Source organism: Mesorhizobium sp. M0698 (assembly GCF_040320455.1).
In the GTDB taxonomy this organism is placed as follows: Bacteria; Pseudomonadota; Alphaproteobacteria; order Rhizobiales; family Rhizobiaceae; genus Mesorhizobium.
This window is the reverse complement of the sequence record NZ_JAMYPQ010000001.1, coordinates 730560-756557: the sequence shown is the minus strand read 5'-3', so window position 1 is coordinate 756557 and position 25998 is coordinate 730560. Positions and strand designations below refer to the sequence as shown.

Sequence of the window (25998 nt, the reverse complement as noted above, 5' to 3'; positions counted from 1 at the left end):
GCCGAAAATGCAGATGTTCAACACGGGAGGAGACAAAAATGCCGGAAAAACTGCATCCTAAAATCGACAATGGACTGCCCAGGCAAAAGGCCGACTTTGCCGGCGGCACGCTGGTCTGCGCCTGCACCAGCAACCCGGTGAAGGTCAAGGTCAAGGGCCAGATCGCCCACAACCATGCCTGCGGCTGCACCAAATGCTGGAAGCCGGAAGGCGCGCTGTTCTCGGTCGTGGCGGTTGCCGGTACAAACGATGTGACGGTGACCGAAAACGGCGACAAGCTGAAGATCGTCGATCCGGGCGCGCTGATCCTGCGCCATGCCTGCACCGGCTGCGGCGTCCACATGCACGGCCCGGTCGAGCGCGACCACGCTTTCAAGGGGCTGTCGTTCATCCATCCCGAACGCTTCCAGGAAGACGGCTGGTCGCCGCCGGGCTTCACCGCCTTTGTCTCTTCGATCATCGAGTCCGGTGTCGATCCGAGCCGCATGGATGGCATAAGGTCACAGCTGAAGTCGATCGGGCTCGAACCTTATGATTGCCTCAATCCCGGACTGATGGACTATATCGCCACCTGGACGGCCAAGAGATCCGGCGCGTTGCCGGCCTAGTAGCCGCTCGACTATCATCGATCGAGCCGGGCGACGCCGCCCGGCTCTTTCACATTTGGAACAACGATGCCCGCACCTGCTATTCTCGTCGATGCCGACGCTTGCCCGGTGAAGGCCGAGGTCGAAAAAGTCGCCGAGCGGCACGGCATCGTCGTCACCTTCGTCTCCAATGGCGGCTTGCGTCCGTCGCGCGATCCGATGATCCGCAATGTCGTCGTCTCCAAGGGCGCCGATGCCGCCGACGACTGGATCGTCGAAAATGCCCGGTCCAACGACATTGTGGTGACCGCCGATATCCCGCTTGCCGCCCGCGCTGTGGCGCTTGGCGCCCACGTACTTGGTCCGACCGGACGCCCGTTTACGCCCGAAACGATCGGCATGGCGGTGGCAATGCGCGATCTCAAGCAGCATCTGCGCGAAACCGGCGAAAGCAAGGGCTACAATTCGAGCTTCGCGCCGCAGGATCGCTCGCGGTTCCTCGGCGAGCTTGACCGCATCCTACGGCGGGCGCTGAAATCCGCGTCAGCGGACTGAAGGCCATGGCGACCGGTACCCCGACCAAGATGCCCATGCGACGCCACACGCCGTTCGCGGTGTCGGCCTGCATCGGCGTGGCAGCCTTTGGCGCCGCGCTGGTCTGGCGTGCGCCGCTTGCCTATTCGATCGGCGCCAATGTGTTCTTTGCCGCCTATCTCGTTCTTGTCATCGCCCACATGCCGCGGCTTACCGGCAGCTATCTGCGCAAGAATGCAGGCGACACGGACCTGCCGGTACTGGCCATCTTCGCGGTCACGCTGATTGTCGTCGCTATTGCCATCATTTCGTTGTTTCAATTGATCAACAGGGAGAAGAGCGCGGACACCGTCGAGCTTACGGTGGCGCTGCTGTCTATCCCGCTTGGCTGGTTGACCATCCATGCGATGGCGGCACTTCACTACGCGCATCTCTACTGGTTGGACGGCGATGCGATGGATGGCGACACAAAAAAGAAAATTCCGGTCGGCGGCCTTGACTTCCCGGGCGGCAAGCGGCCGGAAGGCTCGGATTTCCTCTATTTCGCCACGGTGATCGGCATGACGGCGCAAACCGCCGACACCAACATCACGACCTCGCAAATGCGCCGTGTCGTGCTTGTGCACTCGATCCTGTCGTTCTTCTTCAACACGGTCATCGTGGCAGCCGCGGTCAACCTCGCCGTCAGCCTCGGCAGTCCGTAATAAATCCGTGATCGGGTGAAACATCGCTTAGGCTGGCGACGTATTGGGAGGAGAAGAGATCTGACGAGGCCGCGACGAACGCGCGGCCGGAGGGAACAACAAATGGAATCGCTTGCCAGAAACCAAGCCGCCGGAGCAGATACCGCCGCGCCGAGTGATGCGACGCTGATCTATCGCCAGTCGCGCTGGACGCGGCTGACGCATTGGCTGTGGGCGATCGCGCTGTTCTTCATGCTGCTTTCCGGCCTGCAGATCTTCAACGCCCGCCCGCAGCTCTACATCGGCAAGGAGTCGGGTTTTGGCTACAACAACACCGTCTTCGCCATTGGCGCCGAGAATACGGCGACTGGCCCGCGCGGCTATACCGAAATCTTCGGCAAGCGCTTCGATACCACTGGCGTGCTCGGCTGGTCGGGTCCGGCCGGCCAGGAGACCTCCCGTGCCTTCCCGTCCTGGGCGACGATCCCTTCCTATTACGATCTCGGCACCGCGCGCGTCGTTCATTTCTTCTTTGCCTGGGTGCTGACCACCACGCTGCTGGTCTGGCTGGTCGCCAGCCTGATCAACGGCCATTTGCGCCGCGATCTTGCCCCGCGCCTCGATGATTTCAGGCGCCTGCCGCGAGACATTGTCGAGCACGCCAAGCTCAGGTTCCATCACACGCGCGACTACAACACGCTGCAGAAGATGGCCTATGGCGGCGTGCTGTTCGTGCTGTTGCCGCTGATGATCATCACCGGCCTTGCCATGTCGCCGAGCATGGATTCGGTGCTGCCATTCCTGAACGACGTGCTCGGCGGCCGACAGACGGCGCGCACCATTCATTTCACGGTGATGCTGCTGCTCGTCGCCTTCTTCATTATCCACATCCTGATGATCCTGGCCGCCGGCCCGATCAACGAGCTGCGCTCCATCATCACCGGGTGGTACCGAACCGACCCGCCGGCGCATGGCGACAATGCGCCAGAGAGGAGTGCCTGACATGGCGAAATTCGAGATCAGCTCCAAGCTACAGATAAGCCGAAGAAAGTTCCTGACCTCGGCCAGCCTCGGCCTTTCCGGCATCATGCTGTCGGGCTGCGACGCCTTCGACAGCCAGCTTGGCGTCGGCGACAGCCTGCGCAGCTTCCTCGAAAGCGCCAATGGCCTGACCTGGCGGGCGCAGCGACTGCTTGCCGGCCGTGACGCGCTGGCGCCGGAGTTCACCGAGGCCGACATTCGCCAGCCGCAGCGGCCGAACGGTGTCACCGCACCGGACGACGATTTCTACAAGGGCCTGCTCGCCAGCGATTTCGCCGACTGGCGGCTGGAGGTTTCAGGCCTCGTCGAAAAACCGCTGTCGCTGAGCCGCGAGCAGCTGATGAACATGCCGAGCCGCACCCAGATCACCCGCCACGACTGCGTCGAAGGCTGGAGCTGCATTGCCAAATGGACCGGCACGCCGCTGTCGCTGGTGCTCGACCAGGCAGTGGTCAAGCCGCAAGCGCGCTACGTCATGTTCCACTGCCTCGATACGATCGACCGCAGCCTGGCCGGCGATATCAAATATTACGGCTCGATCGACCTGGTCGATGCCCGTCATCCGCAGACGATCCTTGCCTATGGCCTCAACGGCAAGCCGTTGCCGGTCGAAAACGGCGCGCCGCTGCGCGTCCGCGTCGAGCGCCAGCTCGGCTACAAGATGCCGAAATACCTCTCCAAGATCGAGCTGGTCGACGGCTTCGCCAATCTCGGCGGCGGCAGAGGCGGCTATTGGGAGGACAATGGCTACGACTGGTACGGCGGCATCTGACCGAAACCTGACCCAAGCTTCATCTAACTGTCGTCGTCGCTGTCGTCGCCGTCGCTGCGCAGGGCCGGATTCAGGTCAGGATTATCGTCAGGGGTGACAAGCTTGCCCAGCCCGTGCGGTCCCTGGTAGTTGCCGTGGGTATCGAAGTTGGGGTTGCCCTGATTGTCGAATTGCGGCGTCGGATCGATCGATTGGTCGTAACGGCGCGGGCGCGGCTTCGGATAGTAATTATCGGAATGATGGCGATGCGAATTGCCGTTGTCGAGAATGGCGCCTACCACGCCGCCGACGATAATGGCTGCGGCGACGTCGCCAGCAGAGGGATTGCGGTTGGGGCCGGCGACTGCGAATTCGGCCGAGCAACCATTGTCGACCCAGATGCCGCCGCCGTCATAGCCCCAGCTTCTACCGTATACGCAACGCGCCTTCGACAGCCTGGAGGTCAACTGCACGCCGCGGCGCGTATCGACCCCGCAATAGGAATAGCGGTAATCGGCGCTGGAGCAGACCACGCGTTTTGCCCCCGCAGCCTGCGCTGCCGCCGGCAGCAGCGAAAGCTTCGCCGGATTGCCCAGGATGCAAACCAGGAACATCATCGAACCGGTAACCGTCATCCGTGTCGACATCGCAACTCTCCATCAGGGTCCGCTATCGACAGAATGGCACCTCTGTGTAAATCTGACAACCGGACGGGCTCAGCGAGGTTATATTAATGCGCGCTAGGATGATCGCCACAACTATACTTGCCCTTTCTGCCTGGTTGGCTTTGTCGCTGCTGCCAGCCCGGGCGGACGACAGCCTCAAGCGCATCATCGACCAGAAGACACTGACGATCGGCGTGGCGCTCAACCCGCCATGGATCCTCAAGAAGGCCGACGGGAAGTTCGCCGGCTATGATGTCGACCTGACCAGTGCGCTGGCGTCTGATCTCGGCGTCGACCTGAAGCTGGTCGAGGTGCCCTGGAACGACCTCAAGACAAGACTGCTCAAGGGTGATTTCGACATGATCGCGGCGGGCTACGCCAGCACGCCGGAACGCGCACGCGAGGTGGTGTTCTCCAACCAGACCGGTACCGCCGATATCCGTATGGTTGCGACGATCGCCAGCCTTGGGAAAAGGCCGGGAAAGGCAGTGGCGGCGCCGGGATACAAGATCGCCGTGCTGTCCAATTCCACCGATGAAGCCGCCGCGAAGGAAGCTTTTCCCAAGGCGACCATCCTGTCTTTCGACAATACCTCAGATGTTTTCGCCGCGATCATCGGCGGCGACGCACAGGCGATGGTCGCGACGTCGCCGACGCCGCAGATGGCCGCCAGGCTCTATGACGCGAAGTTGACGATGGTGGGCGGCCCGCTGTTGCGGACGCCGGAAGCGTTTGCGATGCGCCCGGACGATGTCCGCCTCATCCAATACGTCAACAACTGGATCGGCGCGCGCACCGCCGACGGCACCATTGGCGGCGTGCGCCGCTACTGGTTCGGCAGCTTCAAATGGATGTCGCGGTTCGACACCAGCGCCAAGCCGGAGCCCGCCAAGCAATAGGGTCGCGCGACTGCTTATGCGACCTTGTCGATCAGCGACCGTATTTCAGCGACAGTGGCGCGCTCGCTCCATGATCGTCGGATTCAGCTGTTTCACGGCCGCAAAATTCGCTTTGGTCCCCTTGGCCGGCATGTGCTAGCGTTGCCAGATGAAAAGTCGTTCCCCCAAATTAGATCGCTCGCCAAAGAGCGGACACTATGTCCTGACGAGCAGTCGAGGCGCCAAAATCAGCGCCGTCGAAGGTATGAAGCTAAGTCCACGCATGGGGCATATCCTTGAGCAAAGCTCGCAGCGTGGGCTGAGCGGTGATGAGCGACGCAAGCTCATCAAAGAACAGGCGCGCAAGAAGTAGCGGACCTTGGTCTATGCCGCAGAATCCGATCCTCTGTGCTATCCGGGCACGACTGTCCTTCGCAACCTCCTCGACATTCATGATCAGTCCGAACTCGACGAGTTTGAGCTCGCTCTGTTTCTGACCCGGGCCGATGAGGCTTTTCCAGCTGGTGATCTGGATTATCCGCACTATCTGGCACTGCATCGTCACCTGTTTCAGGACGTCTATGCGTGGGCCGGTGAACCGCGCACCATCCGCATCGGCAAGGGCGGTAACTGGTTTTGCTACCCCGAGTACATCGATGCCGAGATGCAGCGGGTTTTCGGAGAACTCTCAGCCGCCGGCCATTATTCCAGTACATCAGCCGAGGTCTTTGCAGCTGGCGCAGCACACGTTCTCGCTGAGATCAATGCGATACACCCCTTCCGAGAAGGCAACGGCCGCACTCAGCTGGCGTTTCTGGCGATATTAGCCGACAACGCCGGCCATGGTTTCGACGATGACGAACTGGATCGCGATCGGGTCATGAAGGCCATGATCTCAAGCTTTTCCGGCGACGAAGCCCCACTCGCGCGCCTGATTCAGGACATTGTCGCTTAAGGGCTGTCTACCGGTCCTGGCTGATGTTGCCTGTCCTCGGAAAGGTTAATGCGCTGCCGTCGGCTGTAATCAGTCGCTAGAGATGCACTTGAGCCTGTCCAGTTAATTGGCTGCCTGTCCGTTCGCATCGCTTCAGGGTTGGCAGTGACGCTCGGTTGCTCGTAAAAGGCTCACGCAACCTTGTCGATCAGCGGCTTGAGCGCCGGATGGATTTCCGGCGAGGCGTGCTTGATCAGCGTCAGCAGCGCACGCTCGTTCTCCTGCAGCGGCCGGTCGCCGATGTGTTCAGCAAGCCACTTCGCTTCGCCGGCATCGACCGTCTCGGCCCGGCGGGCCAGTGCCTCGGCTGCCTTGTTCTTGGACTCCCATTCGGCTTCGATATCGCCCGGTGAGCGATAGGCTTCCATGATGCCGGACAGGCCACCCGACACCATACGGCTGAAGAAACCGCCGATCTCCGGATCGGCCTGCTCGTAGAACGAATCCCGGCGCAGCGCCACGTCGCGCACCGGCGGTTCGTAGCCGGCCGAACACATGACGAAATTGGCGATCGCCTTGACGAACAGATCGTTCCAGGACGGATCGTTGTCGCCCGCCGCTGTCCGCTCGTTGATCTCGAACAGCACCTCGGCCTCGGCGCGGCTGATGGCGATGTTGCCATCGCCGCCGTAGGCGTAAAGGATGCGGCGCAACAGCTCGACCTCAGCCTTGGCAATCGACCCAGGGATAAGCCTGCCGCCGGTCATCAGCGGCCCCTTGCCGTCCACGACCGCATGAGCGACCTGCTCCAGCGCATAGCTGGAAAGCGTGCTCGGCGATGATTTGGCAACTTCCAGCACATGCACCAGCAGCTCGAGTTCGGTCTGGCTGTCGACCATGCCGTCGCGCGAAATCGTCCGGATCAGCCAGTCGGCATTGTCTTGCGAAACATAGCCCGCCGGCTTTTCCTGGTGGACGATGAAATCGGTGACGGCCTCGACGAAAAACTCAAGCCATTCTGCGCATTTGTCCCTCGCCGTTGCATCCAGCGCAAACAGCGCCTCGGCCTCGCCGCGCGTTACCACGCCGTCGCCGAACACTTCGCCGCGCAGCATGACCACGTCTTCCGCCGTGATCCGATTTTTCGAGGTCAGTCCGGCCACCGGCGCGCTCATGATCAATTCGCCCATTTTCTTCCCCGCCCGCCGCCGGTAATTGCCGGCCCTTATGCGGTATATCGGCAAGGTCTTGAGAAACCGGCAAGCGGCGTGGTTAGCGAAGGCTTGCCTGTAAAGAAGGCCCGCAGAAGACTTGGCTGTAAAAATGTCGCCGGCAGGTGACAAGGTGTCGTCCACGGGCTATGGATGACGAGTCGAGGGCTCCTGACCGAGTCCTACCTGTTTGCGGGAGAGAGCAGCGAGAGCTGCCGCCGAAGGGGAAATCGCCCGAAATCTCTCAGGCAAAAGAACCGTAGACGGGAAAGACACTCTGGAAAGTCGGGGCTTGCCCCCGCGCCGAAGGTGTAAGCGCTGCCGACAGAGTTACGGGGCGCGAGTCTCTCAGGCTTCAGACAGAGGGGCACGGACTGGTCGCCATTCGCGGCCGCTTGCGTGCGACTCTGGAGATGACATGACGGGCGACGACACCAAACACCTCCCCCTCGAAGATCTGCACATGACAGCCGGTGCGCGCTTCGGCGCCTTCGCCGGCTGGTCGATGCCGTTGACCTACCCGGCCGGCGTGATGAAGGAGCACCTTCATAGCCGCGAGCATGCCGGCCTGTTCGACATCTCGCACATGAAGCTGTTCGAAATCAGCGGCCCGGGCGCAGCAGCGCTTCTGAACCGCGCCTGCCCGTTCGATGCCGGCGCGCTTGAGGTTTCCCAGTCCAAATACACGTTCTTCCTCAACGAGGCGGCCGGCATTCTGGACGATCTGATCGTCACTAGGCTCGGCGCCGAGCGCTTCATGATGGTCGCCAATGCCGGCAACGCCGCCGCCGACGAAAAGCATCTGCGCGCACTGGCCAAAAATTTCGATGCAGAGGGCGATTTCGATGTAAAAGTGGACGCGCTCGACCGCGTCTTCCTGGCCATCCAGGGCCCCGAGGCGTGGGCTGCCCTTTCCCGCGCCGGCATCGAGACCGGTTCGCTGGTGTTCATGCACGGCATCGAGCCGCGCGAAAACTGGTTCATGAGCCGGTCTGGCTATACTGGCGAAGACGGCTTTGAGATCGGCCTGACGGAAGCGGATGCAAGAAACCTCGTCGCCAGGCTGCTCGAGGACGAGCGGGTGATGTGGGTCGGCCTTGCCGCCCGCGACAGCCTGCGGCTCGAAGCCGGACTGTGCCTGCACGGGCTGGACATCACGCCGGAGATCGATCCGGCCAGCGCCGGGCTGATGTGGGCCATCCCCAAGGAGGTTCGCGCCTCTGGCGCCTTCATCGGCGCCGATGCGCTGCGCGCCATCCTGGAGCGCGGTCCGGCGCAAAAACGCGTCGGCCTGAAGCCGGAAGGCCGCCAGCCGGTGCGCGCCGGTGCTGCCCTTTTCGATGCTGACAGCAACCCTGCCGGCCATGTCACCTCAGGCGGCTTCGGCCCCTCGGCCGGTCATCCGGTCGCCATGGGCTACGTCCAGACGCCGCTTGCCAAATCCGGCGCAAAACTGTTCGCCGACGTTCGCGGGACGAAAATCCCGGTCGACATCCACCTCTTGCCCTTCACGCCCCATCGCTACCGCAAAGGATGATTTCAATGGCAAAGACCTATTTCACCGAAGATCACGAATGGCTGCGCGTCGAGGGCGGCATCGCCACGGTCGGCATCACCGATTACGCGCAGCAGCAGCTCGGCGATCTCGTCTTCGTCGAACTGCCGGAGCCGGGGAAGAAGCTGGCCAAGGGCGACACCGCCGTGGTGGTCGAATCGGTCAAGGCCGCATCGGATGTCTACGCGCCCGTCGACGGCGAGATCACCGAGGCCAACACCGCGCTGTCATCGGATCCTTCACTCGTCAATTCGGCGGCAACCGGCGACGGCTGGTTGTGGAAGATGAAGCTGGCCGATGAGAGCCAACTCGACGGACTCCTCGATGAAGCCGCTTACAAAGCCCATATTGGTTGATAGCAGGACCAGGAAGATGACCGCAGCACCCTACCCCTTCTCGGCTCGCCATATCGGCCCGGGCCTCCATGACGTCAGAGCCATGCTGGCGACGATCGGCGTTCCTTCGGTCGAGACCCTGATCAGCCAGGCAGTGCCGAAGTCGATCCGGCTCGACCGGCCGCTGGCCCTGCCCGCGCCCGCAAGCGAAGCGGAAGCGCTGGCCGAGCTCGCGGCGACGATGGCAAAGAACACGGTGCTGAAGAGCTTCATCGGTGCCGGGTATCATGGCGTCCACGTGCCGCCGGTGATCCAGCGCAACCTGTTCGAGAACCCGGCCTGGTACACGGCTTACACGCCTTACCAAGCCGAGATCAGTCAGGGCCGGCTGGAAATGCTGTTCAACTTCCAGACGCTGGTGACAGAACTGACCGGCCTGCCGGTGGCGTCGGCCTCGCTGCTCGACGAGGCGACGGCGGTGGCCGAAGCGGTTGGCATCGCGCTGCGCCATCATCGCGACAAGCGCACCAAGGTGGCACTGGCCGGCACGCCGCACCCGCAGACGCTGGACGTCGTGCGCACCCGTGCCGAGCCGCTCGGCATCGAGGTCGACGGCGAGGTGATCGACGACAACACCGCCGCCCTGCTGGTCTCCTGGCCCGATACGTTCGGCGTCTACGGCAATCACAAGGCAGCAATCGACAAGGCCCGCGCGGCCGGCGCGCTGGTCGTCTTCATCGCCGACCCGCTTGGCCTGACGCTGACCGATGCGCCGGCCAAGCTTGGCGCCGACATCGCCGTCGGCCCGATGCAGCGTTTTGGCGTGCCGATGGGCTTTGGCGGGCCGCACGCCGCCTATTGCGCCGTCTCCGACAGGCTGACGCGGCTGATGCCCGGCCGGCTCGTTGGCCAGTCGACGGATAGCAAGGGCCGTCCCGGTTATCGCCTCGCTTTGCAGACACGCGAGCAGCATATCCGCCGCGACAAGGCGACGTCCAACATCTGCACCGCACAGGCGCTGCTCGCCAATATGGCGACGGCCTACGCGATCTGGCATGGCCCTGCCGGGCTGCAGGCGATTGCCGGCCGCGTCCACACGCTGGCCAACCGCCTGGCTGCCGGCCTCAAGGCAGCGGGCGTTTCGGTGCTCGGCGACAGCCGCTTCGACACTGTGACCGTGGAAGTGAAGGGCAGAGCCGGCGCGATTGCCGCCGCCGCAGAAAAGACCAGCCGGCTGCTGCGCGTCATCGACGCCGACCATGTCGGCATCAGCTTCGACGAGACCTCCACCGAAGCCGATCTGGAGGCGATCGCAGCACTTTTCGGCGCCAAGGCCGGCGTTGCCGCCAGCAGTTCCATGCCAGGAAAACCGCGCGGCAACGAGTTTCTCACCCAGCCCGTCTTCCGCGAAAACCACTCGGAAACCGACATGATGCGCTTCCTGCGCCGGCTGTCCGACAAGGACCTGGCGCTTGACCGCGCCATGATCCCGCTCGGTTCCTGCACCATGAAGCTCAACGCCGCCGCCGAAATGATGCCGGTGAGCTGGCCTGATGTCGCCAACCTGCATCCCTTCGCCCCGGCTGACCATTCGACAGGCTATCGCGCCATGATCGACGAGCTGGAAGGCTGGCTGGCGGAGATCACCGGCTTCGACGCGGTGACCCTGCAGCCCAACGCCGGCAGCCAGGGCGAATATGCCGGCCTGCTCGCCATTCGCGGCTACCACCGCTCACGCGGCGAAGGCCATCGCACCGTCTGCCTGATTCCGTCCTCGGCGCATGGCACCAATCCGGCAAGCGCGGCCATGGCCGGCATGAGCGTTGTCGTCGTGCGCTGCACCGAGGACGGCAATATCGACATGGAAGACCTGCAGGCCAAGGCGGCCGAGCATGCGCACAATCTCGCGGCGCTGATGTTCACCTACCCTTCGACGCATGGCGTCTTCGAGGAAGGCGCGCGCGATCTCTGTGCGCTGGTCCACAGCCATGGCGGCCAGGTCTATTTCGACGGCGCCAACCTCAACGCGCTGGTCGGCCTCGCCCGTCCCGGCGATATCGGCGCCGATGTCTGCCACATGAACCTGCACAAGACCTTCTGCATCCCGCATGGCGGCGGCGGCCCCGGTGTCGGCCCGATCGGCGTCAAGGCGCACCTGAAGCCATATCTGCCCGGCCACATCACCGAAGGCTCGGCCCATGCCGTGGCGGCGGCACCGTTCGGCAGTGCCTCCATCCTGCCGATCACCTGGATGTATATCCGCATGATGGGCGCTTCCGGCCTGAAGCAGGCGACCGAGACGGCGATCATCTCCGCCAACTATGTGGCGACGCGGCTCGGCGAGCATTTCCCCCTGCTTTACAAAGGGCGCAACGGACGCGTTGCGCATGAATGCATCCTCGACACCCGCGTGCTCAAAGACAGCGCCGGCATCAGCGTCGACGATATCGCCAAGCGGCTGATCGACTATGGCTTCCATGCACCGACCATGTCGTTCCCGGTAGCCGGCACACTAATGGTGGAGCCGACCGAGTCCGAGCCCAAGCGCGAGCTGGATCGCTTCTGCGAGGCAATGATCGCCATAGCCGGCGAGGCAGCCAAGGTGGCGAAGGGCGAATGGCCGTTGGCCGACAATCCTCTAGTCAATGCGCCGCACACCGCCGCCGAGGCGTTGGCCGGTCAGTGGACCCATCCCTATTCGCGCCTGGAGGCGGCCTACCCCGCCGGCGATGCCGACACGGCGGCAAAATACTGGCCGCCGGTGTCACGCATCGACAATGTCGCCGGCGACCGCAACCTTGTCTGCTCCTGCCCGCCGCTGTCGGAATATCTGGGTGCGGCGGAATAGATCATGATCCCGAAAAGTGGAATCCGGTTTTCGGACAAGATCATGGGTCTAACAAGCAGATAGAAACCTCAATCAGGCAGAACGCAAGGCCGGCCCGTCGGCCTTGCTCGCCCGGTCCCGAACGACGACGCGATTTCGCCCGGCGCGCTTTGCCGCATAGAGTGCTGCGTCGGCTTCGGCCAGCACATCGTCGAGACCGGTGCCGTTTGTTCCGCCAAAGCCGATGCCGCCGCTGACTGTGCTTCGCAACGGACCGAGTTGGGTGGCCACGACTTCCGTGCCGAAGGCGACGCTGATCTTGCTCGCAATGTCATAGGCCTTCTCTTCCGTCATCCGCGACATGACGAGCACGAATTCCTCGCCGCCCAGTCGGAAGGCGTCGACGCCGGTTCTGGCGTACTTCCTGATGACGCCGGCGAAGCGGCGCAGGACCTGGTCGCCGACCGGGTGACCGAATACGTCGTTCGTCCTCTTGAAATGGTCGAGGTCGAACATGGCGACGGACATGAACGGGCCGAAGACCCGCTCGCCGTAGAGTGCCGTCAACGCCCGCCGATTCATCAGCCCGGTCAATGGATCGGTCATCGTCTCGGCCTTCAATTCGATTTGCGCCTGCAAATGGTGCAGGGAGAGCGTCAATGCGCCGAGCCCGGTCATGCAGGCGACGGCCACGACGGAATTCACCCGCTCGGCCCAATTGTCGGGCGCGACACCCAGCACCCATTGGCCCTTGACCAGCAGGACCGCGCCGCAAAGTCCGAACGACAGGGCACAGACGCCGCTCAGGAACGAGACGACCAGCAATATCCGGCGATCGTGACCACCCTCAATCCAGAACATCGCTCCGATGAGCGAGAGCAGCGCCGTTACCGTTGCGTAGGTGACAATAAATCCGACACCATCAAATCCGAGATACGTCGCGCCTGTGCAAACAGCCATCGCAACCAAGGTCGGCAAGATGGCGCGCCTGTAGTCGCCTATGCCGAGATATTGCATGGCCGACAGGCAGAGAATCAGGAAGCCGAGGCTGAGAAGCGCAAGCACGATCTGGCAAAGCCAGGCGCTTGGATCCCTGGTGTAATGCCAGAACAACACGACATGTGCGACCAGCACGAGAATGCCGCAGGCCACCGTCAGCACAAAGCGTGCCTGTGGCGCGGTGAACCAGATCGCAAACATGGTGATGCTAAGGCACGTGCCCGACAGCGCCGCCGCGAGCAGGAGCGAACTGTAATCCAACATGCTTAAGCGACAGCCTCTTGAGGGTTCCGCTGCATTCTAGGTCAGCGACAGTCCGCAAATACCGTTTTTTCAGCCAATCTTGCGGCGTAACCTTCGGACAGGGTTTACAAAGCGTCGATGCTCCAGGCTTCGACCCATTTCCGCCGCTTGGTTGTCGAATGGTTTTGCAGTAAGAGGCTCTATCCTCGAACGTAACAGGAACCTCCGTCGCCTGCCCGCAAAAAGCGTGGCAGTATCGGGTGGTGATTCGCAGCATCGGAATCCAGGACCGGCATGGACGACAATAACGATCTTTTCGCCAAATTGGACAAGCAGCCGCAACCGGCTCGCGCCGCCGCGCGCCCGGCCGACCCGCTGGTGCAGGCGGCGAAGCGGCCGGCGCCCCGCGACGCCAGCGAGAGCTACAGTGCCGCCGATATCGAAGTGCTGGAGGGGCTGGAGCCGGTGCGCCGCCGCCCGGGCATGTACATTGGCGGCACCGACGACAAGGCGATGCACCATCTGTTCGCCGAGGTCATCGACAATTCGATGGACGAGGCGGTCGCCGGCCATGCGACCTTCATCGATGTCGAGCTTTCCGCCGACGGATACCTGTCCGTAACCGACAACGGCCGCGGCATTCCGGTCGATCCGCACCCGAAATTCAAGAAGCCGGCGCTCGAACTCATCATGACGACGCTGCATTCAGGCGGCAAGTTCGACAGCAAGGTTTACGAGACGTCCGGCGGCCTGCACGGTGTCGGCGTTTCCGTGGTCAACGCGCTGTCCGACCATCTCGAGGTCGAGGTCGCGATTGGGCGCAAGCTCTATCGCCAGCGCTTCTCGCGAGGCGTTCCGGTGACCGGCCTGGAGCAGCTCGGCGAGGTGCACAACCGCCGCGGCACGAAGATCCGCTTCCATCCAGACGAGCAGATTTTCGGCAAGGGTGCTGCTTTCGAGCCGGCGCGGCTCTACCGCATGGCGCGGTCAAAGGCCTACCTGTTCGGCGGTGTCGAAATCCGCTGGACCTGCGATCCCTCGCTGATCAAGGAAAAGGACACGACGCCGGCCAAGGCAGAATTCCATTTTCCGGGCGGCCTCAAGGATTATCTGAAAGCCTCGCTCGGCGACGAATTCCAGGTCACCCGTGAAATGTTTGCCGGTAAGAGCGAGAAGCAGGGCGGCCACGGTTCGCTCGAATGGGCGGTAACCTGGTTCGGCGGCGACGGTTTTATCAATTCCTATTGCAACACCATTCCGACCGCCGAAGGCGGCACGCATGAGGCCGGCTTCCGCAACGTCCTGACGCGCGGCTTGCGCGCTTATGCCGACCTGGTCGGCAACAAGCGCGCCTCGATCGTCACTTCCGAGGATGTGATGATCTCGGCGGCGGGCATGCTGTCGGTGTTCATCCGCGAACCGGAATTTGTCGGCCAGACCAAGGACAGGTTGGCGACGATCGAGGCGATCCGCATCGTCGAAAGCGCTATCCGCGACCCGTTCGACCACTGGCTGGCCGACAATCCGCAGGAAGCTTCGAAACTGCTCGAATGGGTGATCGCGCGCGCCGACGAGCGGGTGCGCCGCCGCCAGGAAAAGGAAGTGTCGCGCAAGAGTGCGGTGCGCAAGCTGCGCCTGCCCGGCAAGCTCGCCGACTGCACGCAGAATGCCGCCGCCGGTGCCGAGCTGTTCATCGTCGAGGGCGATTCGGCCGGCGGTTCGGCAAAGCAGGCGCGCGACCGCGCCAGCCAGGCGGTGCTGCCCCTGCGCGGCAAGATCCTCAACGTCGCCAGCGCCGGCAACGACAAGCTTGCCGCCAACCAGCAGATATCCGACCTCATCCAGGCGCTTGGCTGCGGCACGCGCTCGAGATATCGCGACGAGGACCTGCGTTACGACCGGGTCATCATCATGACCGATGCCGACGTCGACGGCGCCCATATCGCTTCGCTGCTGATCACCTTTTTCTACCAGGAGATGCCGAGCCTGGTCCGCGGCGGCCATCTCTATCTGGCGGTGCCGCCGCTGTATTCGATCCGGCAAGGCGGCAAGATCGCCTATGCCCGCAACGATGCGCATAAGGACGAACTCCTGCGCACCGAATTCACCGGGCGCGGCAAGGTCGAAATCGGCCGCTTCAAGGGGCTGGGCGAAATGATGGCCGCCCAGCTCAAGGAAACCACCATGGACCCGAAAAAGCGCACGCTGCTGCGGGTCGACGTTATCGATGCCGAGGCGGCGACCAAGGATGCGGTCGACGCATTGATGGGGACCAAGCCCGAGGCCCGTTTCCGCTTCATCCAGGAACGCGCGGAATTCGCCGAGACGGAAGTGCTGGATATCTGAGCTCCCGCCGCTAGCTTGGCCTTCTGAGCTGGAGACGAGCACTTGACCTGGGCGCGGCTGAAGGACGATATCGGCACGCGGATCGCTGGCCTGACGCGGCCGACGCGCTCGGACTGGATCTTTGCCCTGCGCACCGTTTCGGCCGGCCTCATCGCGATTTTGGCCGCCTATGCGCTGAAGCTCGACCACCCGCAATGGGCGATGATGACGGTGTTCATCGTCGCACAGCCGGTCGCCGGCATGGTGCTGGCGAAGGGGTTTTATCGTCTCCTCGGCACGCTTGCCGGCGCGCTGGCGGCGATCGGCATTACCACTGTTTTCGATGCCAACCCGTGGTTGCTGGTTGCAGTTCTTGCCGTCTGGATCGGCATCTGCTCGCTGGTCTCGTCGCTGCTACGCAATCCGGAAGCCTATGGCGCGGCGCTTGCCGGCTACACCGCGATGATCATCGGCCTGCCGGCTTTCGGCCAGCCGCACCTCGTCATCGATCTCGCCGTGGCGCGCTGCGCGGAAATCGTGCTTGGTATCGTCTGCGCTGCGCTGACCAGCCGGCTGATCCTGCCGAAACTGGCCGCCGACGCCATCATCTCAAGACTGAAACGCAGCATTCTCGACCTGGCGGCCTATGCGGACGGCGCTTTTTCCGGCGGCGATGCGGAAAAGCTTGCCGGGCTGCACCGCAAGCTGATCGGCGACGTCCAGACGCTCGGCGAGATGCGCACCTACGCAAGGCTGGAGGGGCCGAGCCTCGCCACCCGCGCCTATCCTGTCCGGCGTACCATCGGCCAGCTTCTGTCGGCCCTGTCAGCGGCGCGTGCGCTGCATGCCCACGCCGCGCCGAAGAATGCAGCCCTCATCCCCGTTCGCGCCGAGTTGCAGGCCGTTGTCGGCGAACTGGTAGCCAAGCCGGGCGCGCTGGACGATACGGCGCCCTGGGTGGCGCGGCTCGACGCAATCGCCGGCAAGGCACGGCAGATGCCTGACATCGCGGCCGGGCAAGACATTGACTGGGCTGGCACTGTCACCCGCCTAACCATTGCCGCCGACTTCGCCGAGGCAATGCAGCAAGTGCTGCGCGGCCTGGATGCACTGCGCTCTCCCCCGTCTCATGCCAGTCGCGAACGCCGGCAGCCAGCGCTGGTGGTGCACCGCGATTACCGTGCGGCATCGCGCAATGCCGTGCGCGCAGCAATCGCCACGCTCCTGGTCGCCGGCTTCTGGCTGGCGACGAAATGGTCGGACGCGACGGGCACGGTCATTCTGGTCGCCGTTGTCTCCAGCTTGTTCGCCGCGCGCGCCGATCCGATCCGGTCGGCATGGAACTTCTTCGAGGGCACGTTGCTCGCCCTGCCGTTCGCGTTTGTGGTCGGGCAGATGGCACTTCCAGCGCTGCCGGGCTTTGGCTGGTTCGCGGTTTTCGTCGTCCCGATCCTGGTGCCAGCGGCACTGGCCATGGCCAATCCGCGCTACGTCGGCGTGGCAACGGCCTTTGCGATCAATTTCCTCGCCTTCCTCAGCCCACATCAGGTCATGACCTACGATCCGGAGCCGTTCCTCGCCAATTCGGCAGCGGTCCTTGTCGGCATTCTTCTGGCGATCGGCGTCTTCGCCGTCGTGCTGCCCGCCGACCCCTGGGTTACAGTCAACCGCATCCTGCAAACCATGCGCGAAGATCTTGCACGCCTTTGCCTGCACGACCGCCTGCCGCGGCGATCGGCCTTCGAAAGCCTTGCCTACGACCGGATCAACCAGTTGATGCCACTGCTGCAGAACGCCGGCAAGAAAGGCGACGCGGTTCTCGGCGGCGGCATAGCTGCGGTTACCGTCGGCCTCGAAATCCTGCGGCTGCGCAACGCGCAGCAAAGTTCCGCGATCCCGCCTGAAACAGCACTTTCCATCACCAATTTCCTGCGCGGGCTGGCACGCGAACTGCTGTTCAGGCGGCCCGGCGAGCCGCAGACGGCGACCGTCGCGGTCGCCAGGCAGTATGCAGCTGGCATCGCGGAGCGCAGCGTCGCAGCCGAAATGCTGCAGACCGCCGCCTCGCTGCGCATCATCGCCGCCGCGATTGAGGATTTTCCGGACTTTTTCGCGAAAGACCGGGTTTAGGCAGCAGCGATCGCCAGCGCGTGCCCGCGTGCGTTCTCGCGCAGCGCGTCGAGATGGATCGATTTGACCAGCCCGGCGAGATCGCCTTCGGCGGACTGTCCGCCCAATTCCTTCAGCATCAGCCAACTGACTTCCTGGACGCCGGCGAGGCGTTTGCCATTGGCGACCTCGCGCCAGACCTTCAGCGCGCGCAGAATGATGGCGTGGGTGGCGGCGGTAAGCCCGGCGCTGCGGAACAGTGCCTGCAGAGCCACGTCATGCCCGCCGGCCAGCAGTGCCCTCACCCGTTGCTCGGACTGTTGGCTGAGCGCGACCAGCGCCGAGCCAAAGAAGTCGACCTTGCCGTGCGCAATGGTGCGGATGACGAAGCTTGCGGTCAGGTCGCCGCGCAGGCGCAGATGTTCGACAAGTGCGGTATGTTCCTCTGCACGCGTGCCTTCGATCAGTGTCACGGAGGCTTTGACGCAAGCATCGCGCATGACGCGCTCGGCCCTGGCGGCGCCCATCAGCGCCAGCACCAGCGGCGAGCCCTTGAGCGTCTCGCCCACTTTGACCAGCAGCAAATGCCGGCAATCGGCGGGCAGGCGCGCGTCGGCAATCAGCGCTTCGCGCACCAGAGGCAGGTGGCCGTGCCGCTCGGCCATGCGCCGAAAGCTGATCGATGCGATATCGGCGCCGCTGTTGGCGAGCAGCGTGGCGCAGGCTTCCGGCTCGCCGATCTCGGCGATCGCCGCCGCAACCGACATCGAGACGCGTGGCCGGTCGGCGATCACCTTCTGCGTCGCTTTCTGGCCGCCGGCAACCCGATCGATCAGGTCGGCATCGGTGAGCAGCGGCGAGCGCGCCAGCACCAAGGCTGCGACTTCCGGCTGGTCCGAGGCCAGCGCGCTGACGATCTGCGGCGGCGCATGATGGCTCATGGAAAGCGCATCGGCGATCGCCAGCCGCACCTTCGACGATGCGTCATCGAGCAGCAGCGTCAGCGCCGCCTCGGCAGCGCAGCGGTCCTCGAAAGGCAGCTCCGAGTCGACATAGGCGCGAGCCAGCGCGCTTGCCGCCGCAGCACGCTCCGACACCTTCGCCGTATGGATCCATTTCAGGAAATGCGAAACGACCATGTCGCCTGCTTACGCCCCTTGCCAGAACGCTTCTGACCCTGGTGGAGACCGTAGGCACAAATGGTTTACGAACGGTTCACCATGTTCGTTAACTGGCTTGCGAGCGCGATATGCAACGCCTATCAACCCTGAAGCAGCGGAGGAGATCGACCATGGCCGGGCTTTATCTTGAGGAGTTCGTTGTCGGCCATGTGTTCAAGCACACGCTGCGCAAGACCGTGACCGAAAGCGACAACATGCTGTTTTCGGTGATGACGCTGAACCCGCAACCGCTGCACATCGATTTCGACTTCGCGGCGAAGAGCGAATGGGGCAAACCGCTGGTCAATTCGCTGTTCACGCTGGGCCTGATGATCGGCATCTCGGTCAATGACATCACCGTCGGCACCACCATCGCCAATCTCGGCATGAAGGAGACAGTGTTTCCGCACCCCGTCTTCCATGGCGACACCATTCGCGTCGAGACCACGGTGGTTTCGGTGCGCGATTCCAGGTCGAAACCGGACCGCGGTATCGTCGAGTTCGAGCACCGCGCCTATAACCAGAACGACGTGCTGGTTGCCAAATGCACGAGGCAAGCCATGATGATGAAAAAGGCATAGCCGATGCGTTCTCTGCTCTTCGTTCCCGGCGATTCGGAAAAGAAGCTGGAGAAGGGCTTTGGCGTAGGCGCCGACGTGGTCATCATCGACCTCGAGGATTCGATTGCCGCGCAGAACAAAGGTCTGGCGCGCGACACAGCGGCGCGTTTTATCGCCGAGCACAGGCACCGGACCAGCTCCGCGATCTATGTTCGGGTCAACGATCTTTCGACCGGACTGACCGACGACGATCTGGCGGCGCTCGTGCCGGTGAAACCAGACGGCATCATGCTGCCTAAGTCGAACAGCGGACTGGATGTCCAGCATCTCTCGGCCAAGCTCAGGGTGCACGAAGCCGAAGGCGGCCTGCCGGATGGAGCGATAAGGATCCTGCCGATCATCACAGAAACGGCCGCAGGCGTCTTGGCCGCAGCGACCTACGCCCGTGCAAGCGCGCGGCTTGTCGGCGTCACCTGGGGCGCGGAAGATCTGTCGGCGGCAATCGGCGCACGCGCGACGCGCGACGCGAATGGCCGCTACACGGATGTGTTCCGCCTCGCCCGCACCATGACCATGCTTGCCGCAAGTGCCGCGGAAGTCGCGGCAATCGACACCGTCTTTCCGGATTTTCGCGACATGGCCGGCTTCGAGGCCGAATGCGCCGAGGCCGAGCGCGACGGTTTCACCGGCAAGATGGCGATCCATCCGGCGCAGGTGCCGGTCATCAACGCCGCCTTCACGCCTTCGGCGCAAGCGGTGAAAAGCGCCCTGGCGATCGTCGAGGCGTTCGAGGCGGCAGGAAATCCCGGCGTCGTTGGCATGGATGGCAAGATGTACGACCGGCCGCATCTCAAGCTCGCAGAGCGGCTCCTGGCGCGAGCCAAGGCATCGGAGCTTGATCCTTAGGGGTCTGTTCCGCGCCGAAATTATCCCACCCACGGCCCTGAATAGTCGGCATAGAGCTTTGCCGGATCGGGCCGCGGTCGTTCCGGTGCTGGCCCCTGGTAGGAGCCGATATGGACGAAGCCGACGACCCGCTCATGCGGCGCCAGGCCGAGGATCGCCCTGCCCCCGGGCACGTCGGAATACCAGTTGCTGATCATGTTGGTGCCGTAGCCCAGCGCATTGGCGGCAAGCATCAGGTTCATCGCCGCCATGCCGCCGGACAGGAACATCTCCCATTGCGGGATCTTTGGATTTTCCCTGGGGATAGAAATCACGCCGATGACCAGCGGTGCCCGCGAAAAGCGCGCCAATTCCTGGTTGCGCCGGCCTTCCGGCAGCGGCCCTTCGCGCTGTTCGGCAAGTTCTGCCAGCTTCTTGCCGATCTCGATGCGGGCCTCGCCGCGATAAAGGATGAAACGCCAAGGCTCCAGCCGGCCATGGTCCGGCACCCGCGAGGCGGCGGCGATCATCGTCGCGATCTCCGCATCGCCCGGTGCCGGTTCTTTCAAATCCGGGATCGGCGCGGAATTTCGGCTCAGCAGAAAATCGATGATCGGCGACGCCATGGGCGCAAGTCTCCTGGAATTTGAGCTGAAGCGCACCATCGGGACATCGGGCGGCTTGGGCATTGGCGCGGCGCGCCGAACAAAGAGCCCTGTAGCAGAAGCCGACCGGACTCTTAAGCCTTGAAATTGCCACCGCCTTGGGCTTCAACGCAAGGCATGTTTGAGGGGACATTGCGTCTTTTCCTGATATGGCTCGCTGCCGCACTGTTGATGGTGCCGGTTTCGCTTGCCGTCGCCCAGGATGTGGACGGCCTCGGCGAGCTGAAGCTTCCCGGAATTTCGGGCTATGCGCCTCCGAAAAGCGAGACATCGCTGGCATTGGGCAGCAGCGGGGCGATCACGCTGTCGGCGCAATTGACCGACAAGGGCGCCGACATCACGCGCGGCATCGTCTGGCGCGTCTTCAAACCCGAATCGGCCAGCGACGGCAAGCTGCCGATGGTCGCCTCCGCTCATGGCGGCACCGCCATATTCCAGCTCGAGCCGGGTTCGTATCTGGTCCACGCCTCCTACGGGCGGGCCGGCGCCACCAAGCGCATCACCGTCGGCAAGGAAGCCAAGCGCGAGAGCCTCGTGCTCGATGCCGGTGGCCTCAAGCTCGATGCCGTGCTGTCCGGCGGGGTACGCATACCGCCGAAGAAGCTGCGCTTCTCGATCTATGAGAGCCACGCCGCGGCCGATGGCGATCGCGCCCTCATCATACCCGATGTCGAGCCGAACAGCGTCGTGCGGCTCAATGCCGGCACCTACCACGTCGTGTCGACCTATGGCGCGGTGAACGCGGTCATCCGCTCCGACATCCGCGTCGAGGCCGGCAAGCTCACCGAAGCGACGGTCGAGCACCGTGCCGCCGAGATGACCATGAAGCTGGTGCGCGAACCAGGCGGCGAGGCTATCGCCGACACCTCCTGGTCGTTGCTCAATGAATCCGGCGATCCGATCAAGGAAACCGTCGGCGCCTTTGCCTCGATGGTGCTGGCCGAGGGCGACTACACCATCATCGCCAAGAACCGCGACCGCATCTACCAGAAGGATTTTACGGTGGTGGCTGGGCACAACCAGGACATCGAGGTTCTGGCCACCGAGGCTTCGGCCATCGATTCCGAGGAAGGCGCCGACTGAGGCGCGCCCCTCTAAGCTGCCTTGCGCATGCGTCGCGCCAGCGCGTTGCCGACGCGCACGTCGATCGATTTGCCAGATAGGCGCGCGGCGTGACAGGCATATAAAATATAAAAAATGGCGGTGGATCGCTCCACCGCCATTCGTTGCTGGTCGACTGGTTCAGGCCGCGCGGCGCTTGCGGTCGGGTGTCACCGCCTCGTCGGCAAGCAGCTTCACGGCGGCTGCGAGGCCGAGCGATTCCTGGTCGCGCGACCCGAGACGACGGATATTGACCGTTTCTTCCTCGGCCTCGCGCTTGCCACAGACCAGTATGACCGGGACCTTGGCCAGCGAATGCTCGCGGACCTTGTAGTTGATCTTCTCGTTGCGCAGGTCGGCCTCGGCGATCAGCCCGGCCGCCTTCAGCTGCGCGACGACCTTTCGCGCGTAATCGTCGGCATCGGAAGTGATCGTCGCCACCACCACCTGCAGCGGCGCGAACCAGAGCGGGAAATGGCCGGAATAATTCTCGATCAGGATGCCGAGAAAACGCTCCATCGAGCCGCAGATGGCGCGATGCACCATCACCGGCTGCTTCTTTTCCGAATCCGAGCCGATGTAGAAGGCGCCGAACCGTTCCGGCAGGTTGAAATCAACCTGCGTGGTGCCGCATTGCCAGTCGCGGCCGATGGCGTCCTTCAGCACATATTCGAACTTCGGCCCGTAGAACGTGCCCTCACCCGGATTGACGCCCGTCTTGATCCGGTTGCCCGACCGCGCGGCGATCTTGTCGAGCACGTCCTGCAGCACGCCCTCGGCATGATCCCACATCGCGTCGGTGCCGACCCGTTTTTCGGGGCGGGTCGCCAGCTTGACGGTGATTTCGTCGAAGCCGAAATCGGCATAGGTCGAGAGGATCAGATCGTTGATCTTGATGCACTCGTCGGCGAGCTGTTCCTCGGTGCAGAAGATGTGCGCATCGTCCTGGGTAAAGCCGCGCACGCGCATCAGCCCGTGCAGCGCGCCGGACGGCTCATAGCGATGCACATTGCCGAATTCCGCAAGTTTTACCGGCAGATCGCGGTAGGATTTCAGCCCGTGCTTGAAGATTTGGACGTGACCGGGGCAGTTCATCGGCTTCAGCGCAAACACCCGGTCGTCGTCGGTGTCGTCGCCAGCAACCGTCACCTTGAACATGTTGTCTCGGTACCAGCCCCAGTGGCCCGACGTCTCCCACAGGCTCTTGTCGAGCACCTGCGGCGCGTTGACCTCCTGATAGCCCTGTTCGTCGAGGCGGCGACGCATGTAATTGACCAGGTTCTGGAACATCCTCCAGCCCTTGGCGTGCCAGAACACGACCCCGGGGCCCTCTTCCTGGAAGTGGAACAGGTCCATCTCACGGCCGAGCTTCCTGTGGTCGCGCTTCTCGGCCTCCTCCAGCATCGTCTGGTAGGCTTCGAGCTGCGCCTGGTCGGCCCAGGCCGTGCCGTAGATGCGCGTCAGCATCGGGTTGTTCGAATCGCCGCGCCAATAGGCGCCGGCGACCTTCATCAGCTTGAAGGCGTTGCCGATCTGGCCAGTCGAGGCCATATGCGGGCCGCGGCAAAGGTCGAACCAGTCGCCTTGTGCATAGATCTTGAGGTCCTGATCCTCGGGGATGGCGTCGATCAACTCAAGCTTGTAGCGCTCGCCCTTGTCGGCAAAGATCCTCTTCGCCTTTTCGCGCGACCAGACCTCTTGGGTGAACGGCTTGTTGCGCGCAATGATCTCGCGCATCTTCTTCTCGATCACCGGGAAATCGTCGGGCGTGAACGGCTCGTTGCGGGCAAAATCGTAGTAGAATCCGTTTTCGATCACCGGCCCGATGGTCACCTGCGTTCCCGGCCAAAGTTCCTGCACGGCTTCGGCCAGCACATGGGCTGCATCGTGGCGGATGAGCTCCAGCGCACGCGGGTCCTCGCGGGTGATGATCTCGACTTTGCCCGATCTGCCGATCGGGTCGGAAAGATCGCGCACTGTGCCGTCGATCGAATAGGCAACGGCCTTCTTGGCCAGCGACTTCGAGATCGATTCCGCCAGGCCGGCGCCGGTCATCGCCGCGTCGTAATCGCGAACGGAACCATCGGGAAATGTCAGGGAAACGGAATTCAGCATAAGATTCTCCTATCCAGTCCCGCAAACGAGCGCGGGTGGTGAAATGCATGTCGCCCAAGACTGCTTAGCGGTTTTGGGGCTACGACATGCATCAGTAAGAGCCGGATGCGTCCGGCGGCGAGCGGTCTTTTATGGGCAGTTTTCGGCGCCGTAAAGCCGGATGTAGGTCACCTGAGGAGATTCGGCAGATCTTTCAGGAACATCGCCCGCGTCTTGAGCCCCTTTGGCGTGTCGGCACGTTTCGTATCGACTACCAGGCGGGCAAAGACGATCTTGCGGGCATCGGTCTGCGCCCAGCCGACAAACCAGCCAAGCGAGCGCTTGTCGGCGCTGTCGCCGAGCCTGGTCGTTCCGGTCTTGCCCTGCACCGTCCAGCCGCCTGCCCGGAAGGTCGGGACAATCGCGCTGGTCATCGCATGGGCCTTGTCCGAGACCGGCAGTTTCCGCGCCAGCAGCTTGCGCAGGAAATCGACCTGCTCGACCGGCGATATCTTGAGCGAAGAATTCACCCAGGAATGGGTGAGGCCGTCATTCTTGCCGGCAGTGCCGGAGACTTCGGTGTTACCATAGTCCAATCTGGACACATAGCCGGCAACTGTTTGCTGCCGAGCCGGCGCGTAATCTCGCGTGAGAACCAAAGGACCGAATCCCTTCCCCAGATCGTCGGGTCGACGGTCTTGCGGTCCCGTTTCGGGGCATTGAACTCTGCCTTGTACTCCCAGCTTGGCGTATGCTCGTCGCTCAGGATTCCAGCATCATAGCCGATCAGCGCCAGCGGAACCTTGAATGTCGAGGCGGGGCTGAAGCGCTGATCGCAGGTCCCTTGGCGATACAGCGTCTCGCCGTTTGCGGCGTCGACGATCAGCGTGCATTCGACGTCCCCGAGCGGCGCCGATTGCGCACGGATCGGAAAACCCATCAGCCACGCCAAGACATAGAGAACCACGGCGAAAACGAAGGGAAGACGATCTATCCGGCGCATTTGGTAATCTCTCCTGAAGGGTGTCAGGAGCGGCTTAGCGAGGTGTCTTGTCTCGATTTTGTCTCAAATGCGCTATGTCAGCGCAAGCTGCGGTTAACCCTACCAGATCGTAAAAAGCGGTCCCTTTGTGCACCGCACAGTTGCGGTCAACTGTCCAGGTCGCCACGTTTTTTCCCGATCCGCCAGTACCGCCATGGCATGAACCAGAGGTAGCGATCAGCCAGTGCCTCAGGCACCCGGTCGATGCCGTGCGTGCCGAACGGTCCGCAGCGCAGCACCCGGAAAAACCCCATCCAGCCGCCGGCCCACAGCCCGTGGCGGGCGATCGCTTCGTGCGCGTATTCGGAACAGGTCGGCAGATGCCGGCAGGAATTGCCGACGAAGCCGGACAGCGTCAGCTGGTAGAGTCGGACAAGCGACGTGCCGAAGACGCGGCCCGGCGTCTTGCGCCACGGGCCGGGCCAATTGCGTCCTTGTCGAATCGGTCTGGCGCCGTGCGCTTGCCGATGTTGGCCGACCACCGCAGTCTCCACATCGCGTTTCCCTACGTGATAGATGTGCGCATCGGGCCAGGAACGCAATGCCGTTCCGGCAATCCCGTCATGGCCTGGTACGGCGAACCGGGTAGCGGTCGGGCGTCGGCTTCCGACATACGGCGACGCTGGTCGGCGGCCTCTCCTCGCACCAATCCCTATGCGGTTTCTCGTCGTACCACTGAAACGTCGCGATCCGTACGACATCGCCCAGAATGTTGAGAAACTGGATCATGGCGGCACTCCTTGAGCACCGATTAGAGCGCCGCTGGCCTTGCTCTTCAAACGAGAATAACGTCCACGTCAGATAACTCTGAGTT

General features: G+C 63.1%; 23 protein-coding genes, 1 pseudogene and 1 riboswitch. Of the genes and pseudogenes, 15 read left to right on the top strand and 9 right to left on the bottom strand.

All coding sequences use genetic code 11. The annotated features are described in order from the left end of the window. The first annotated feature begins 38 nt into the window (after nucleotides 1–38). From gfa to NKI16_RS03735, 5 genes are all read left to right on the top strand, one after another. Nucleotides 39–608 carry an S-(hydroxymethyl)glutathione synthase gene (gene gfa, locus NKI16_RS03755; protein WP_352766741.1) on the top strand — a complete coding sequence of 190 codons (570 nt, stop codon included), beginning with the start codon at nucleotides 39–41 and terminating at the stop codon, nucleotides 606–608. Nucleotides 609–674: 66 nt separating this feature from the next. Next, nucleotides 675–1142 carry a YaiI/YqxD family protein gene (locus NKI16_RS03750; RefSeq protein WP_352454435.1) on the top strand — a complete coding sequence of 156 codons (468 nt, stop codon included), beginning with the start codon at nucleotides 675–677 and terminating at the stop codon, nucleotides 1140–1142. A 5-nt stretch (nucleotides 1143–1147) separates the two neighbouring features. After that, nucleotides 1148–1825 (top strand): DUF1345 domain-containing protein, encoded by a 678-nt coding sequence (locus NKI16_RS03745; protein ID WP_352640840.1) that lies wholly within the window; start codon nucleotides 1148–1150, stop codon nucleotides 1823–1825. Nucleotides 1826–1927: 102 nt separating this feature from the next. Continuing rightward, on the top strand, nucleotides 1928–2806 hold the full coding sequence (locus tag NKI16_RS03740; RefSeq protein WP_023678858.1) for a cytochrome b/b6 domain-containing protein: 879 nt from the start codon (nucleotides 1928–1930) through the stop codon (nucleotides 2804–2806). A gap of 1 nt (nucleotide 2807) precedes the next feature. Beyond that, nucleotides 2808–3617 carry a molybdopterin-binding protein gene (locus NKI16_RS03735; RefSeq protein ID WP_023678859.1) on the top strand — a complete coding sequence of 270 codons (810 nt, stop codon included), beginning with the start codon at nucleotides 2808–2810 and terminating at the stop codon, nucleotides 3615–3617. A 23-nt stretch (nucleotides 3618–3640) separates the two neighbouring features. Here the strand turns inward: NKI16_RS03735 and NKI16_RS03730 are convergent, their stop codons facing one another. Continuing rightward, nucleotides 3641–4243 carry a DUF3011 domain-containing protein gene (locus tag NKI16_RS03730; RefSeq protein WP_023678860.1) on the bottom strand — a complete coding sequence of 201 codons (603 nt, stop codon included), beginning with the start codon at nucleotides 4241–4243 and terminating at the stop codon, nucleotides 3641–3643. Between the two features lie 86 nt (nucleotides 4244–4329). Between NKI16_RS03730 and NKI16_RS03725 the strand changes: the two genes are divergently transcribed. Next, nucleotides 4330–5160 (top strand): transporter substrate-binding domain-containing protein, encoded by an 831-nt coding sequence (locus tag NKI16_RS03725; RefSeq protein ID WP_084641473.1) that lies wholly within the window; start codon nucleotides 4330–4332, stop codon nucleotides 5158–5160. Nucleotides 5161–5518: 358 nt separating this feature from the next. Beyond that, the gene (locus tag NKI16_RS03720; RefSeq protein ID WP_023678863.1) at nucleotides 5519–6094 is read left to right on the top strand and encodes a Fic/DOC family protein; all 576 of its coding nucleotides are present in this window, start codon (nucleotides 5519–5521) and stop codon (nucleotides 6092–6094) included. Nucleotides 6095–6264: 170 nt separating this feature from the next. Here the strand turns inward: NKI16_RS03720 and NKI16_RS03715 are convergent, their stop codons facing one another. Continuing rightward, nucleotides 6265–7263: a hypothetical protein gene (locus NKI16_RS03715; RefSeq protein WP_023678864.1), complete on the bottom strand. Its 999-nt coding sequence runs from the start codon at nucleotides 7261–7263 to the stop codon at nucleotides 6265–6267. Between the two features lie 204 nt (nucleotides 7264–7467). Continuing rightward, nucleotides 7468–7554, top strand: a riboswitch (glycine riboswitch). Between the two features lie 148 nt (nucleotides 7555–7702). Here NKI16_RS03715 and gcvT point away from each other — a divergent pair. From gcvT to gcvP, 3 genes are read left to right on the top strand one after another with little or no spacing between them, the layout of a single operon-like run. Further along, entirely contained in the window at nucleotides 7703–8821 is a 1119-nt protein-coding gene (gcvT, locus tag NKI16_RS03710; RefSeq protein ID WP_023678865.1) for a glycine cleavage system aminomethyltransferase GcvT, read from the top strand. Between the two features lie 5 nt (nucleotides 8822–8826). After that, nucleotides 8827–9195 carry a glycine cleavage system protein GcvH gene (gene gcvH, locus NKI16_RS03705; protein WP_023678866.1) on the top strand — a complete coding sequence of 123 codons (369 nt, stop codon included), beginning with the start codon at nucleotides 8827–8829 and terminating at the stop codon, nucleotides 9193–9195. A gap of 16 nt (nucleotides 9196–9211) precedes the next feature. Continuing rightward, the gene (gene gcvP, locus NKI16_RS03700; protein WP_023678867.1) at nucleotides 9212–12022 is read left to right on the top strand and encodes an aminomethyl-transferring glycine dehydrogenase; all 2811 of its coding nucleotides are present in this window, start codon (nucleotides 9212–9214) and stop codon (nucleotides 12020–12022) included. 72 nt (nucleotides 12023–12094) lie between these two features. Here the strand turns inward: gcvP and NKI16_RS03695 are convergent, their stop codons facing one another. Continuing rightward, complete coding sequence (locus NKI16_RS03695; RefSeq protein ID WP_023678868.1) at nucleotides 12095–13264, bottom strand: GGDEF domain-containing protein; 1170 nt, start codon at nucleotides 13262–13264, stop codon at nucleotides 12095–12097. Nucleotides 13265–13537: 273 nt separating this feature from the next. On the opposite strand from NKI16_RS03695, the gene parE reads away from it, so the two are divergent. Both parE and NKI16_RS03685 read left to right on the top strand, forming a co-directional pair. Beyond that, complete coding sequence (gene parE / locus NKI16_RS03690) at nucleotides 13538–15589, top strand: DNA topoisomerase IV subunit B (RefSeq protein ID WP_352622405.1); 2052 nt, start codon at nucleotides 13538–13540, stop codon at nucleotides 15587–15589. A gap of 42 nt (nucleotides 15590–15631) precedes the next feature. Then, complete coding sequence (locus tag NKI16_RS03685) at nucleotides 15632–17698, top strand: FUSC family protein (protein WP_023678869.1); 2067 nt, start codon at nucleotides 15632–15634, stop codon at nucleotides 17696–17698. Here NKI16_RS03685 and NKI16_RS03680 read toward each other — a convergent pair. Then, a complete protein-coding gene (locus tag NKI16_RS03680; RefSeq protein WP_023678870.1) occupies nucleotides 17695–18816 on the bottom strand; it encodes a DUF2336 domain-containing protein in 1122 nt (373 codons plus the stop codon). The genes NKI16_RS03685 and NKI16_RS03680 overlap by 4 nt on opposite strands. A gap of 110 nt (nucleotides 18817–18926) precedes the next feature. Between NKI16_RS03680 and NKI16_RS03675 the strand changes: the two genes are divergently transcribed. Both NKI16_RS03675 and NKI16_RS03670 read left to right on the top strand, forming a co-directional pair. Next, nucleotides 18927–19418 (top strand): MaoC family dehydratase, encoded by a 492-nt coding sequence (locus tag NKI16_RS03675; protein ID WP_502894602.1) that lies wholly within the window; start codon nucleotides 18927–18929, stop codon nucleotides 19416–19418. Between the two features lie 3 nt (nucleotides 19419–19421). Continuing rightward, complete coding sequence (locus tag NKI16_RS03670; RefSeq protein WP_023678872.1) at nucleotides 19422–20303, top strand: HpcH/HpaI aldolase/citrate lyase family protein; 882 nt, start codon at nucleotides 19422–19424, stop codon at nucleotides 20301–20303. Between the two features lie 20 nt (nucleotides 20304–20323). On the opposite strand, the gene NKI16_RS03665 is transcribed toward NKI16_RS03670, so the two are convergent. Continuing rightward, on the bottom strand, nucleotides 20324–20908 hold the full coding sequence (locus NKI16_RS03665) for a nitroreductase family protein (RefSeq protein WP_023678873.1): 585 nt from the start codon (nucleotides 20906–20908) through the stop codon (nucleotides 20324–20326). Between the two features lie 156 nt (nucleotides 20909–21064). Between NKI16_RS03665 and NKI16_RS03660 the strand changes: the two genes are divergently transcribed. After that, entirely contained in the window at nucleotides 21065–22030 is a 966-nt protein-coding gene (locus NKI16_RS03660; protein ID WP_023678874.1) for an RgsD C-terminal domain-containing protein, read from the top strand. A 159-nt stretch (nucleotides 22031–22189) separates the two neighbouring features. On the opposite strand, the gene thrS is transcribed toward NKI16_RS03660, so the two are convergent. The 4 genes and pseudogenes from thrS to NKI16_RS03640 all read right to left on the bottom strand — a co-directional run bounded on the left by thrS (nucleotide 22190) and on the right by NKI16_RS03640 (nucleotide 25913). Then, entirely contained in the window at nucleotides 22190–24163 is a 1974-nt protein-coding gene (gene thrS, locus NKI16_RS03655; protein WP_023678876.1) for a threonine--tRNA ligase, read from the bottom strand. A gap of 167 nt (nucleotides 24164–24330) precedes the next feature. Beyond that, nucleotides 24331–25145: pseudogene (gene blaOXA / locus NKI16_RS03650) on the bottom strand (class D beta-lactamase). Nucleotides 25146–25291: 146 nt separating this feature from the next. After that, nucleotides 25292–25666: a membrane protein insertion efficiency factor YidD gene (yidD, locus tag NKI16_RS03645; RefSeq protein ID WP_031212323.1), complete on the bottom strand. Its 375-nt coding sequence runs from the start codon at nucleotides 25664–25666 to the stop codon at nucleotides 25292–25294. A gap of 79 nt (nucleotides 25667–25745) precedes the next feature. Beyond that, on the bottom strand, nucleotides 25746–25913 hold the full coding sequence (locus NKI16_RS03640; RefSeq protein WP_198023609.1) for a hypothetical protein: 168 nt from the start codon (nucleotides 25911–25913) through the stop codon (nucleotides 25746–25748). Between the last annotated feature and the right edge of the window lie 85 nt (nucleotides 25914–25998).

Coding starts and splice junctions, on each gene's coding strand:
- gfa (WP_352766741.1), top strand. CDS start 39: ATGCCGGAAAAACTGCATCCTAAAATCGACAATGGACTGCCCAGGCAA.
- NKI16_RS03750 (WP_352454435.1), top strand. CDS start 675: ATGCCCGCACCTGCTATTCTCGTCGATGCCGACGCTTGCCCGGTGAAG.
- NKI16_RS03745 (WP_352640840.1), top strand. CDS start 1,148: ATGGCGACCGGTACCCCGACCAAGATGCCCATGCGACGCCACACGCCG.
- NKI16_RS03740 (WP_023678858.1), top strand. CDS start 1,928: ATGGAATCGCTTGCCAGAAACCAAGCCGCCGGAGCAGATACCGCCGCG.
- NKI16_RS03735 (WP_023678859.1), top strand. CDS start 2,808: ATGGCGAAATTCGAGATCAGCTCCAAGCTACAGATAAGCCGAAGAAAG.
- NKI16_RS03730 (WP_023678860.1), bottom strand. CDS start 4,243: ATGTCGACACGGATGACGGTTACCGGTTCGATGATGTTCCTGGTTTGC.
- NKI16_RS03725 (WP_084641473.1), top strand. CDS start 4,330: ATGCGCGCTAGGATGATCGCCACAACTATACTTGCCCTTTCTGCCTGG.
- NKI16_RS03715 (WP_023678864.1), bottom strand. CDS start 7,263: ATGGGCGAATTGATCATGAGCGCGCCGGTGGCCGGACTGACCTCGAAA.
- gcvT (WP_023678865.1), top strand. CDS start 7,703: ATGACGGGCGACGACACCAAACACCTCCCCCTCGAAGATCTGCACATG.
- gcvH (WP_023678866.1), top strand. CDS start 8,827: ATGGCAAAGACCTATTTCACCGAAGATCACGAATGGCTGCGCGTCGAG.
- gcvP (WP_023678867.1), top strand. CDS start 9,212: ATGACCGCAGCACCCTACCCCTTCTCGGCTCGCCATATCGGCCCGGGC.
- NKI16_RS03695 (WP_023678868.1), bottom strand. CDS start 13,264: ATGTTGGATTACAGTTCGCTCCTGCTCGCGGCGGCGCTGTCGGGCACG.
- parE (WP_352622405.1), top strand. CDS start 13,538: ATGGACGACAATAACGATCTTTTCGCCAAATTGGACAAGCAGCCGCAA.
- NKI16_RS03680 (WP_023678870.1), bottom strand. CDS start 18,816: ATGGTCGTTTCGCATTTCCTGAAATGGATCCATACGGCGAAGGTGTCG.
- NKI16_RS03675 (WP_502894602.1), top strand. CDS start 18,927: ATGCAACGCCTATCAACCCTGAAGCAGCGGAGGAGATCGACCATGGCC.
- NKI16_RS03670 (WP_023678872.1), top strand. CDS start 19,422: ATGCGTTCTCTGCTCTTCGTTCCCGGCGATTCGGAAAAGAAGCTGGAG.
- NKI16_RS03665 (WP_023678873.1), bottom strand. CDS start 20,908: ATGGCGTCGCCGATCATCGATTTTCTGCTGAGCCGAAATTCCGCGCCG.
- NKI16_RS03660 (WP_023678874.1), top strand. CDS start 21,065: ATGTTTGAGGGGACATTGCGTCTTTTCCTGATATGGCTCGCTGCCGCA.
- thrS (WP_023678876.1), bottom strand. CDS start 24,163: ATGCTGAATTCCGTTTCCCTGACATTTCCCGATGGTTCCGTTCGCGAT.
- NKI16_RS03640 (WP_198023609.1), bottom strand. CDS start 25,913: ATGATCCAGTTTCTCAACATTCTGGGCGATGTCGTACGGATCGCGACG.